The organism is Sphingobium sp. C100, from assembly GCF_000508185.1.
Classification (GTDB): Bacteria; Pseudomonadota; Alphaproteobacteria; order Sphingomonadales; family Sphingomonadaceae; genus Sphingobium.
The window spans coordinates 46,705-58,102 of the sequence record NZ_AYOY01000136.1; the positions used below are offsets into that span (position 1 = coordinate 46,705).

General features: G+C 63.7%; 9 protein-coding genes and 1 pseudogene. 9 read left to right on the top strand and 1 reads right to left on the bottom strand.

Features of this window, described 5'->3' with window-relative positions:
- Positions 1-119: 119 nt before the first annotated feature.
- From C100_RS33920 to C100_RS0124560, 9 genes are all read left to right on the top strand, one after another.
- Positions 120-419, top strand: coding sequence for a ribbon-helix-helix protein, CopG family (locus tag C100_RS33920; protein WP_024019492.1), 300 nt, complete (start codon positions 120-122; stop codon positions 417-419).
- Positions 416-2,494 (top strand): type IV secretion system DNA-binding domain-containing protein, encoded by a 2,079-nt coding sequence (locus C100_RS33925; protein WP_024019493.1) that lies wholly within the window; start codon positions 416-418, stop codon positions 2,492-2,494. The genes C100_RS33920 and C100_RS33925 overlap by 4 nt, the downstream gene beginning before the upstream one ends.
- The gene (mobF, locus tag C100_RS33930) at positions 2,491-5,469 is read left to right on the top strand and encodes a MobF family relaxase (protein ID WP_024019494.1); all 2,979 of its coding nucleotides are present in this window, start codon (positions 2,491-2,493) and stop codon (positions 5,467-5,469) included. Before C100_RS33925 ends, mobF begins: the two co-directional genes overlap by 4 nt.
- A gap of 8 nt (positions 5,470-5,477) precedes the next feature.
- On the top strand, positions 5,478-6,086 hold the full coding sequence (locus tag C100_RS0124550; RefSeq protein WP_024019495.1) for a restriction endonuclease: 609 nt from the start codon (positions 5,478-5,480) through the stop codon (positions 6,084-6,086).
- Positions 6,083-6,586: a lytic transglycosylase domain-containing protein gene (locus C100_RS33935; RefSeq protein WP_024019496.1), complete on the top strand. Its 504-nt coding sequence runs from the start codon at positions 6,083-6,085 to the stop codon at positions 6,584-6,586. Before C100_RS0124550 ends, C100_RS33935 begins: the two co-directional genes overlap by 4 nt.
- 74 nt (positions 6,587-6,660) lie before the next feature.
- The gene (locus C100_RS47485) at positions 6,661-7,509 is read left to right on the top strand and encodes a hypothetical protein (protein ID WP_024019497.1); all 849 of its coding nucleotides are present in this window, start codon (positions 6,661-6,663) and stop codon (positions 7,507-7,509) included.
- A gap of 63 nt (positions 7,510-7,572) precedes the next feature.
- Entirely contained in the window at positions 7,573-8,190 is a 618-nt protein-coding gene (locus C100_RS33945; RefSeq protein WP_024019498.1) for an antitoxin Xre/MbcA/ParS-like domain-containing protein, read from the top strand.
- A complete protein-coding gene (locus C100_RS0124555) occupies positions 8,187-8,780 on the top strand; it encodes an RES family NAD+ phosphorylase (protein ID WP_024019499.1) in 594 nt (197 codons plus the stop codon). Before C100_RS33945 ends, C100_RS0124555 begins: the two co-directional genes overlap by 4 nt.
- A gap of 63 nt (positions 8,781-8,843) precedes the next feature.
- Entirely contained in the window at positions 8,844-9,272 is a 429-nt protein-coding gene (locus tag C100_RS0124560; RefSeq protein ID WP_235219054.1) for a hypothetical protein, read from the top strand.
- Here the strand turns inward: C100_RS0124560 and C100_RS33950 are convergent.
- Positions 9,269-11,398: pseudogene (locus C100_RS33950) on the bottom strand (conjugal transfer protein TraG N-terminal domain-containing protein); the annotation flags it as partial. The gene C100_RS0124560 and the pseudogene C100_RS33950 sit on opposite strands and share 4 nt — an antisense overlap.

Below are 11,398 nucleotides of genomic sequence, written 5' to 3' on the forward strand. Positions count from 1 at the left end.
CTTGTCCTTCCGCTGGCAGACAAGTCTGCCACCTGCGATTTTCTTGTGATTTCGGGGCCTTTGGGCTATAAGGACAACGCTTCAAGACCGTCCAGGCGAAGCTCCATCGGAGCACCGCCTTGGCAAGAGTCACAATTCGTATCGACGACGCCCTCTATCTCCGGCTTCAACGCCGGGCGCGCAGCGTTGGCGTCAGCGTCGCCGAACTCCTCCGCCCCGCCATCGACCAGGCCGCCGATCCTCGAAGCGGCTATGTCTATACCACCCAGGACGAGATCCTGTCCGGCGTCATCCAGACGCTCGCCATCGTCGCTGCTTCGATCCGGCGGAGATCCCCGGAAACGCTCGAAGAGGGCATGGCCGACGCCAAGCAGATGCTCAGCGATCGCGGCCTGCTCCCACCGGAGGAGCGGTCATGAGCATCTTCCGCAACGATACGCTGGGATCATGGACACGGGGCGGTCAGGCCATCGTTCACAATGTCCGGATGACCACGCAGGTCTTCATCCAGACCATGCTCGCCGGGCTCGCAATCTGGGCGCTGGGAACGGCGTGGTATGCGTTCGAGAAGTCGACCGACTACCATCGTTTCGTCCTCGTGAAATTAGTCGAGGCGACCTTCAAGGAAGATGCCGCGCCGGGGACACATGATCCCGTCCGTTTCCGCACTCCAGAGGGGAAAGAATACTGGACCTCGGCCGACCGCCTTCTCGAATCCCCTATCGCCAAGCAGGCTCTTAAGAAGCTCGAAAAGGATCTCATTCACGGGGCCGCTATCGCCGGCGGTGGAGCGATCCTCGCCCTCATCTGGGCATGGTTCTACTTCACCCGCACGGGTCGGGGCCTGGGCTCCAACGAGTATATCCGCGGCGCCCGCTTCGGAACCACCGCGCAAGTCCGCCGCGCGCTCTGGCGGCAGAAGAAAGGGAGTTTCGCGATCGGCGGCGTCGCCATGCCCGATGCCTTCGAACCGGAGCATATTCTGATCTGCGGCGCTCCCGGAACGGGGAAGACCAACCTCATCACCACCATGCTCGAAGGCATCCGCAAGAGCGGCAAGCGCGCCATCGTCTATGACACCGCCGGGAGCTTCGTCGAGAAGTTCTACCGCGAGGGACATGATGTCCTCCTGAACCCCCTCGACCAGCGCACCGACATCTGGTCGCCCTGGGTCGATGTGCCGCGGGACTATCACTACGACCAGATCGCGGAGTCGACGATCCCCGACAAACATGGCGATCCCTTCTGGTCGAAGTCGGCCCGCGGCACATTGGTCGCCGTCTTGCGCAAACTCGCCCGGCAGCAGCACACCCTGATTTCGGTATTGCTCGAGCGCGTGCTCCGCTCTCCGGTCGCCGATCTCGCGGCCTTCGTCAAAGGCACCGACGCTGCCGCCTTCATCTCTTCGGAGGGGGAACGGACCTCGGCGGGCATCCAGGCCGAGCTGGCCTCGGTGATGCGCAGCTTTTCCTATCTCGACGACACCACCGACGGCTTCTCGATCCGCAACTGGGTCGAGAATGAGGAAGACGATAGCTGGCTGTTCATCACCGTGAAGGCGGACCAGCTCCCGTCGCTGCGTCCCCTTATCACCGTCTGGCTCGACATCGCGATCAGTGCGATCATGAGCCTCGCGCCCAACCGCGATCGACGCCTTTATTGCGTGATCGACGAGCTGCCGACGCTCCAGAAGCTACCCTCGCTCTCCGACTTTCTTGCCCGTGCCAGGAAATATGGCGGGTGCGGCATCCTGGGTTTCCAGAGCTACCCGCAGCTCGAAGCCACCTACGGCATTCAGGACGCCGCTGCGATCACCGGCTATTGCTCGACCTGGATCGCGCTGCGCGCCAACGACACCGCCACCGCGAAACATGTCAGCGAGAATCTCGGCCAGGTTGAGCAGGTCGAGGCCAATGAAGGCATGTCCTACGGCGTCAACGACATGCGCGATGGCGTGAACCTGTCGCGCATGCAGGTTACCCGCCCGCTAGTGATGCACACGGAGGTGACGAACCTGCCGAACCTGTCCGGCTATCTGCGCTTCGGGCGCAATCTGCCGGTCCTTCGCTTTACCGATCGCTTCAACCCGATCGCTACTATCTGCCCCGCCTTTGTGGAGCGTGTGACGCCACCCAACAGGTTGCCGGTCGGCGGTGCGATCATCGGCCAGATGCGGGCAGCAGCACAGGCGCGCGCCGCCGCTGCGCGGGACGCAGGCAACCGCCCACCTGATACGCCGCCAGCGCCGCCCCCTCAACCGGATCTGTTCGACGAGGAAATCGACCCGGCCGATGCGACGGGTCGTGAAGCCCCGTCCCATGTGCCGTCCGATGACAGCAAGGCAACGCCCGGCGAACCGGTCTCCGAACCGCCCACGCCAGATGATCCGGCCGGGCCTGTCACCTTCCTGGGGGCGGCGCGCGGTCGGATGAACGTGCCCTTGGAGGCGCACGCAAGATCCGATGGCCCCCGTGACCGGGCGAGGCCGGCATGATCCATCCCCGCCGCCTCAAGGGCACGCCCACCAATCTCGCGCGGTACTACACGATCGGCGACTACTATTCGAAAGGGAGCGACGAACACAGCGAATGGGGCGGCAAGCTCGCCGCCGAACTGGGGCTCGAGGGCAAGGTCGATCCCGCCCGGTTCGAAGAACTGCTGTCAGGCAAGGTCGGCGACCAGCAGCTCGGCCGCCGCCGCAAGGAAGGTGTCCAACACCATCCTGGCTGGGATTTCGCCGTCAACGCCCCCAAGTCGGTCTCGATCATGGCGCTCGTGCATGGCGATGAACGGATCGTCGCCGCCCACGAGCGAGCGGTGGGAGTGGCCATCTCCTATCTTGAGGAGAATGCCGAGCTGCGCCGCCGGGTCGAGGGCGAGATCGTCCACGAGACCACCGGCCGCCTGCTGTTCGCGCGGTTCACCGAACATAGCAGCCGGGAACTGGACCCCCATCTTCATACCCATGTCGTCGTCATGAACATGACGAATACGGCCCACGGCGAAAAGATCGTCAGCCTCGAAACCCGCGCCATGTTCACCGAGCAGATGGTCGCGGGCCAGGTCTATCGCAACGAGCTGGCCTATTCCCTGCGAGAGATCGGCTACGAGGTCGAGTTCGATCCCAGGCGCGGCCTGTTCGAGATCCGAGGCGTCCCCGAAGCGATGGTGCGCGACATGTCCCAGCGCGCCGAACAGATCGAGGCGCACGCCAGGGAGCATGGGCACGTCGGGCAAGCCCAGCGCGCGAAGTCCTTCTACGCCACGCGCCGGGCCAAGGAGAAGGTGGGGCTCGACGACCTCCATGCCCGTTGGACCGATCGCGCACGTCCCTGGCAGGCGGAGATCGACCGTGTCTCTGAACAGGTGCGTGAAAAGGGTGAACAATCGATCATCCCAGATCCCAGAACCGCCGCCCGCGCGGTGCTGTTTGGCATCCGCCAGACGGAAACGCACGAGGCGGTCAACAATCTTGGTCGCTACTATCGCACCGCGCTTGCCTCCCATGTCGGTGAAGTCCGGCTCGGCGAGGTGCGCCCCCTGGTCGCGGAGCAAGAAGCCAGGATAAAGCTCCTGCGCACGATCCGGCAAACAGGCGACCAGACCCTGCTGAAGGGGCGGACCAGCCTGCGTACCGTCCGGCTGGAACTGGCGCTGTCCGAACATTTGTCCCTCGCCATGGGAGATGCCGCGCCTGCGGCCACGCCGGAACGCCTGGTTGAAGCCGCGCGCGCCGCCGGTCTTACCGAGGCGCAGAGCGCCGCCCTGAACGGGATCGCGCTGGGCACGGACCGGTTGGTGGCCATCCAGGGGGTCGCGGGGTCCGGAAAATCCACGCTGGTAGGCGCGCTGGTGCAAGCCGTTCGGCCAGACCGGGAGGTAATTGCACTGGCACCGACATCGTCGGCGGCGGCCGATCTGGGTGCCAAGGCCCGGATCGAATCCCGAACGGTCGCGGACCTGCTCGCGACCGGCGGCCGCGACATCACCGACCGCCATATCCTCGTCCTCGACGAAGCGGGGCAGCTCGGCAACCGCCAGGCCATGCGCATGCTTGAGATCAGCCGGCATACCGGTGCGCTGTTGATTCTCATCGGCGACACCAAGCAGACGGGCGCGATCGAGCAAGGCAAGGCTTTCTGGCTTCTGCAGAAGCTCGGGATGCCAACCAACCTGCTGACCGAGTCAAGGCGTCAGGAAACCGATGCGATGAAGGATGCGGTCTCCCTGGCGCGCAAGGGAGACTACGCCGCCTCGCTCGGCGCGCTCGATCGCGTCACCACGGCGGCGACCAGCGAAGATCTGGCGAAGGATATGGTCGCGGCCTGGACCCGGCTCAAACCGTCAGGACGTGCCGCCACCAATATCCTCGTGCTCGACAACGCCACCCGCCTCATCGTCAACAGCCAGATCCGCGAAGTTCTGAAACGTGAGGGGGCCGTCGCTGCCGAGGACCGGCGGTTGGAAGTGCTGACGCCCTCCGGCATGTCGGATCAGGAGAAGCACTTCGCGCGCTTTTATTCGGGCGGACAGGTCGTCATGTTCAGCCGCGACAATGCGGGCCTCGGGATCGCTCGCGATGCCGAATATCGCGTCGTCGGCACTGGCCGAGACAGCAAGGGCCGACAGGTCGTTCGCCTTGTCGATCAGAACGGCCGGACCATCGCGTGGAATCCACGTCTCGGCAAAGCCGGCCACGTCAACGTGTTCATGGCGGAACAGCGCGACCTTGCCGAGGGCGACCGCATTCAGTGGCGCCTGGTCAACAAGGACCTTGGCCTCAAAAACGCCGAGCGCGGAACGGTCCAAAAGCTCGACGGAATGGTAGCGACGATCCGGTGGGATCGCGACAAGCGGGTGGAAACAGTTGACCTCGGCATCCACAAGACCTGGGACCATGGTTACGCGGAGACCGTCTATTCCGCACAGTCCAAAACCTATGCCCGCGTCTATGTGCTGGCGCCTGTCGAATCCGGGCTCGTCAACGGCCAGAACTACTACACCGCGATTACCCGCGCCCAATATGGCGTGAAGCTCTGGACCGAGAGCCAGGAGCGGCTCGCCGCGAAACTGGCCTCGCGCTCCGGCGAAAAGACATCGTCGATCGAGGGCCTCGGACGCCTGCGGACAGACAGCCATCGCGTGCGCGGGACTCGCCACAAAGATCGTCTCGATGAAGCGCGGCGAAGCAACGCCGAGAAACGAGATGTTCGCCTCTCGGAGCGCGAAGAGCGCGAACGGCAGACCCGCGAACGCGCCAACCGGGAGCCGCGCGGCATCGGCGAAATCCTTGCCAATCGTGCCCATGAAGGCGCGACCGCGCTCGATCGCTTCCTGCGCGGGACCCTCTCGCGCGGCCAGGACCAGGGCTCGGCTCGCACCGACACTTCCGAACGCACCGATCCCGCACCGCACACGCCGCAGCCCCAACCCGACCATGGTCATGACCATGGCGGGCATGACCGATAGGAACTCCCATGACCATGACGCAGTCCTTGTTGATCCTCGCACTCGTCGCTGCTTTTTTGCTGGTCTACCGGCATTATCGCGCACCGATCCGGCATCGCTGGCGCCGACGACAGGCCAGGGAAATGCTCAAGCAATTTTGCGGACGCGACCGTGATCAGCCCGCCGTCCTGCACTTTTCCCGTCTGCGCGGGATGGATGCCCTCGCGTTCGAGGAGCTGCTGCTCGAAGCGTTCGAGCGCCGCGGGTTCCGGGTCATCCGAAATCATCGGTATAGCGGTGACGGCGGCATCGACGGGCAGGTCGTGATCGCCGGCCGCACCTGGCTCATACAGGCGAAGCGCTACGCAAGCGCCATTCGGCCCGAGCATGTCCGCGACTTCGCGGCGCTCTGTTCGCGGCATGGCCAACCCGGACTGTTCATACATACTGGCCGCACCGGTGGGCAGAGCAGAGAGGCGCTCGCGGGCCTCACGGACATCGAAATCATTTCCGGACAGAGGCTGCTTGCACTCTTGACTGGTGCACCCTTTGCGGTCCCGAGCCGGACGAGCAGCGGACCGTCGGAACGCCACATGCTCGGTGGGTCGCGGCCGCGAGATCGTGGGTGGTCATCATGAGCGCCCGTCGCCAGCATCGCCCATTCTGGCTGCTATTCTATGCCGTGATGGCATTTGTAGTTGCTCCCACCGAAGCGACAGCAAAATCCTCCAGAGAAGATGACGTCCACATCGGGCGCTGCATCAAGGCGGCCGCGCGGGGCCGGCCATGGCTCGAACAAACGCTATGGGGCCTGCGCGACCAGGAAGCGGGATGGCTGGGCGCCGAGATCACCAACAGCAACGGCAGCCATGATCTCGGGCCGTTGCAGATCAATAGCTGGTGGGTGCCGCGCTTTGCCCGGCTGCTCGGCCGTGAAGAGCGACACATCCGCCACTGGTTGCGCTACGATCCGTGCTTCAATGCCGAGGCCGCACGCTGGATATTTCTCGCGGCTTTGGAGCAGACCGGCGACTATTGGAAAGCGGTCGGCGTCTATCACAGCCCGACGCCTTGGAGGCAGCGACGCTATGCCCTGCTGGTCGCGGGACATATGCGCGAGCGGTTTAATAGACGGTAAGGAACAGGCTCGACATAATTGAGATGTACGCCCGGCGATACCACTCCACTTTAAGCGCGCCAAAGAAGAAACCGATGACCGACCGCTCCCTGTTCCGATTCAGCCCGGAGGACGACTTTCCGCCCTTTCCCAGTGAATCGGCGCAGCGCCAGAGCCATGGTCTTGCCTCCTTACTGTCCATCCTGATCGAGGCTGCGCGATGCAACGTCATCGACGCGCCAGGCAAGGCGCCGGATGATCCCTCGATCGTCGATGAGTTCGGCCGGCTGGTCGAAGCGGCACACGGCTTCGAGATCGCGCCTGGTGTTCGCTTGGTCGACCATTTCTGGACCCATGGCGAGCCGTTTCGACGCGGCGAAGTCGCCGAGCGGCTGCGCGATAGTAGCAAGCATTCTGCCATGTCTGTCGATGGTTTCCTGGCGCTCTACGGAACCGACGTGGAGAGCCCGATACTATACGGCCCCAATATGATGCCCTTTCGGGTCAGGCAGGCGATCGAGATGCCATCAGGTATTCCTGGCCCATTCCTTGTTCTGGTCGGATGTCGATTAGCGCTTGACGGGTGCGCTGAAGCCCCACTCGCATACGCCCAGCCGATCTTCCATGGTCGCCGGTTCATGCCGGTGGCGTCCGAGCTGGAACGCGACGTTCTCCGGGCACTGGCGCAGCTTCAGGTGGCGCTCGACGCGCAGGGGGTTGATTGCAGGATCGAGCGCGTCATCGGGAAACCCGCCCGCCGAGATGCACCGACAATCGAATTGACCATTTCCCGGCAAGACAGCGTCATCCGCACGGTGCGGTTCGCGGTCCACGCCGATGAGACCATGGCGCCACCCTCCCGTGAGATCGGTTTTATCGTGACACCAGCGACATGGGCGGATGGTGGCTTTGTCACCTGGCTGGAACGGACGATCGTGCGATAGCGCATCAGCCTCCATCTGGACAACTTGTGCAGATTATCTATATTGGGCAGAAAGGATGTGCCCATGACTCACGCAACGCTCAGAACCCGCCGCGACGCTGTTGAAGCAGTCACGGAACTATTCCAGCAAAAGGTCGGCGCGGCCAGCATGGTGGCGCTCAGGGAACTGGCGGCGGCCCTCCAACGGCCGAGCCCGGTTGGCGATACGCTCGCGCGTGCGGTGGTTTCCATTCTCGACGAGACGCCTGCCGCGCGCAAGCTCCCTGGGAGCGGGCTCGGTGAAGTGTTGTCCCAGACCGATGCTGACGCACGGCTCGACACACTGACGGTCGATGACGAGAACGATGAATGGGCCGCTACCGAATTGCTGGGCGCCGGCGAGACGGCCGCACGGCTGGGTATCGCGCGAGCCTCCCTCGATAACTGGCGGCGCGCTCACAAGATTCTCGCCTTTCGAAAGGGCGTGCGCAATTTCGTCTATCCGGCGCGTCAGTTCGCGCGCCAGGGGCCGCTTGAAGGTCTCGATCGAGTGCGCCAGCACTTCGATGCCGACGACACGGCATGGGAGTGGCTGGTGACGCCGAACCGGTTCACTGGCGGCATCGAGCCGATCGAATGGCTGCGCAAGGGCAAGGTCGATGACGTTGCGCACGCGGCCGAAGGCGCGCTTGATTACCAGTGAAACTCGACCTGTCGCGTATAGCGGCGCGGACCGCACCGCTGGATCTGAATGCCTGGCCGCGTATTTTCCCGGCCAGGCATCGCACGACGCCAACCGAGGCTGGGTTCGGCTCGAGCCGCTTCTCCAGCCCGAACGATCAGTTTCGTGTGCTTTATGCGGCGCAGAGTTTCCGAACTGCCTTTGCCGAGGCCGTCGTGCGCGATCGGTTTGTCGGAAAGCAGCGGCGGTTTCTCTACCGCCCCTATCTGGAGGAGCTTGTCGCGACGCAGATCAATACCATCCATCCACTCACATTGGTCGATCTCAGCGGGCCGGCGGCGTATGAAATGGGCGTCGATACCGATGCCAAGGGCGCACGAGCCCACCTTACCGGTCAGCGGTTCGCCGAGGCGCTGTACAAACAGACCAAAGCCGATGGCATTCTGTTTTCTTCGCGCCTGACGAACTTGCCTGCTGTGGCCATCTTCGATCGCGCATTTGGGAAGATTGCGGGCTCGTCTTCGGTGGATCTTCTTCGTCTCGCGGCAACCGCTGACGAAGTCGCTTGCTTGGGTATAACAATCAGGCGCCGTGCAATTAGAAGTAGTTAAGGAACTGGGATTGCTATTTATTTTTTCGGGTGATGCGATATATTCACGCGGAAGGAATTTGGCATGATCTCGATTTCGTCAACCAATGATCAATCTGCAAAAACCGCTGGGAATGCCCACCTATCGGCTTCCGATTGGCTCTGGAGGCCTTGGTACGCCAAGCTCTGGTGGTCTGCGATACCGATCTGGTGGGCGGGGATGTCCGTAGCCTCGGCGTTCGAGCCGCTATCCCGCTTCTACGACAGTGCCGCGGCGGGCTTTCTCAACGTCCTGTTTTTTCCGATGACGGCGCTGATGATCCTTGGGGTCGGCTATGTCCGGCACTGGCTGGATGGCTTTGTGCGGCCCGGCGCTTCAACGACGGCTGATTCGGTCGGCATGGACGCAGTTCGTCAGCGCGATTTCTATCGTGTTGACCCATCTGTCGACATCTTTGATCCAAGATCAGGGACAATATACATCGGCAATTCGGAGAACGAGACGCACGGCTAGCGCTTCTTGAAACTGCTATCACCGTCACCAGGGCTTCCATCGATATCGGTCGAAAAACGCCCGGATTTCAGGACGGATGATTGCTCGATGGATGTCAGCGGCCCGGTGATATCAAAGGTCTCACGACCGGAATCCGCATCGCCCAGATATCGGTTGCGCATGCCATCCGGTCCAAGAATCCGGTCTGAAAGCTCACGAGAGAATGTTGCCGCCGGATCGCTGGAACGTGCAGCAGCGCGCTCGGACGCCGCGATGGCGCTCCGAACGTCGTAATTGACGATATCCAATGACGACTGGGCGCGTTCACTGCTGATCCCGACGTCACTGCTATTGAACCCAAGTTGGCCACCTGCACGGCCAGAGGTGGAGCGATTACTCTGCGGAGCTTGGCTGCCTCCTCGGGATTGACCACGGCGTCCGGTGCCCCCCGACACCTCCGATTCCGAAGTGTCGACCGACCCGCCGATGTTAGCGCCTACTGTCGTACCCATCGTGACCTGATCCTGCGCGGATCGCGACAAGGACCGCTGCCAGCCCGTTTGCCCAATGATGGCTTGGACATCGCGCTGGAGCGTGTCGGCCACCTGTGGGTTGAGCCGCCAGTTACCGTGCCGATCCATCTCGAACCCGCCACGCAACCAGTTCTGCATCATGGCCTGGCCTTCGGCCCCGCCGCCCATAAAATGCTCGATCGTGTCAGGTCCGGCCTGCTTGCCGGCTTCGAACCGGGTGCTGGTGTCGCTGCGGGCGGATTGCTGGAACCCGACCGAGCTGGAAACCAGCACGTCGTTCTCGGCGAAGCTGAACCGCGCACGTCCGCCATTGGCGATCGCACCGAGCTGGCTCTCGTTGATGAGCCCGCCGCGCCACATCTGGGCAGCCGTCTCCGGCGTGAGGTTGAGGCTGAGATCGCCATTCTGCGCCATTGCGATCTCGCGCTTCGACATGTCGACTCCATGCTCTTTCAGGAGGCCTTGCATGCGCGTCAGCCGCTCATTCTCGACGATGCGGGTGAGCCGTTCGTTGCGGGCGCGATCGGCAATGCCGGCAGCGCCGCCCTCGGCCATGTCGGTCTGATTGCCAACGCCTTGGCTGAGCGTGCGGACGAAGCTGTCGAGTCGCGCCGCCTGGCGCACCGACATGCCCGCGGCGGCCGCGCCCTCTGCAAACCCCGCATTGTCGGCCTGCCGGCGCTGCTCGCCGATCCGCGCAGCCGAGCGGGTGCCGTCGTGACCGACCTCGCGCTGGGCATCGAGCTTGCCGGACCGTTCGGCAAAGTCATAGCCGGCCGCCTCGCGGGTGCGGCCGTAAACGCTCGTGCCTTCACGGCCTGCCTCGGCGGTCGCACCATCGGCCGTTCCGACCTGCACGGCGGCGTTATAGGTTTCGAGGGCGCGCAGAACCTGCGCCTCGTTGCGGCCGGTGGCGCGGGACAGCTGCGAGATCGCGGTGGAGCGCGCTTCGCCCGAAAGGCTGTTGATGAAGGAGGTGCGGCGGGACATCTCCTGCACCCCAATCCCAAGCATCGCGGCGGCATTGCGCTGCCCTTCGGTATTGCCGGTGCGGTGGGCCTGTTCGGTCCCGACATTGCGGCGCTCGATCCCGGCGACATTGTCACCGGCGAAGTCCCGACGGCCCTCCATCGCGCCGACCTGGACCTGCGCGCCGGTCAGGTCGTTGCGGAGCATCTGTTCCTGGTCGAAGGTGTTGGCGATCAGTTTGGCGAAGGTCGGATCGGCCGAGGCTTGCCCGATCACGGTCGAAGCCTTGAGCGCGGCATCTTTCGGATCATAGCCATTGCGCTCGAAGTGCCGCTGCGCGCCCTGCATCATCATATCGTAGGATCGCTGATCGCCGAACGCGCGCCATTGCACCATCTTCTGCGCGAAGGCGGCAAAAGCCCGCTCGCCCGACTGGCCTTCGCCAAAATAGCCGGTGCCAAGCGCCCGCAGCGCATCCTTCTCCGCGAAGTTATGGATCGAACTCGTCGCGGCATTGTCCCGGACCGCGCGGACGGTCGCGGGATCGGAGAGGCTGCGGCCGGTAAGCGCGGGCGAGAGTCCACCAAGCTCGCGCGCGGCGTCGAGCCCGCCCAATGCCGTGGCGGCCGTACCTGCCGCACCGCC

Coding starts and splice junctions, on each gene's coding strand:
- C100_RS33925 (WP_024019493.1), top strand. CDS start 416: ATGAGCATCTTCCGCAACGATACGCTGGGATCATGGACACGGGGCGGT.
- mobF (WP_024019494.1), top strand. CDS start 2,491: ATGATCCATCCCCGCCGCCTCAAGGGCACGCCCACCAATCTCGCGCGG.
- C100_RS0124550 (WP_024019495.1), top strand. CDS start 5,478: ATGACCATGACGCAGTCCTTGTTGATCCTCGCACTCGTCGCTGCTTTT.
- C100_RS33935 (WP_024019496.1), top strand. CDS start 6,083: ATGAGCGCCCGTCGCCAGCATCGCCCATTCTGGCTGCTATTCTATGCC.
- C100_RS47485 (WP_024019497.1), top strand. CDS start 6,661: ATGACCGACCGCTCCCTGTTCCGATTCAGCCCGGAGGACGACTTTCCG.
- C100_RS33945 (WP_024019498.1), top strand. CDS start 7,573: ATGACTCACGCAACGCTCAGAACCCGCCGCGACGCTGTTGAAGCAGTC.
- C100_RS0124560 (WP_235219054.1), top strand. CDS start 8,844: ATGATCTCGATTTCGTCAACCAATGATCAATCTGCAAAAACCGCTGGG.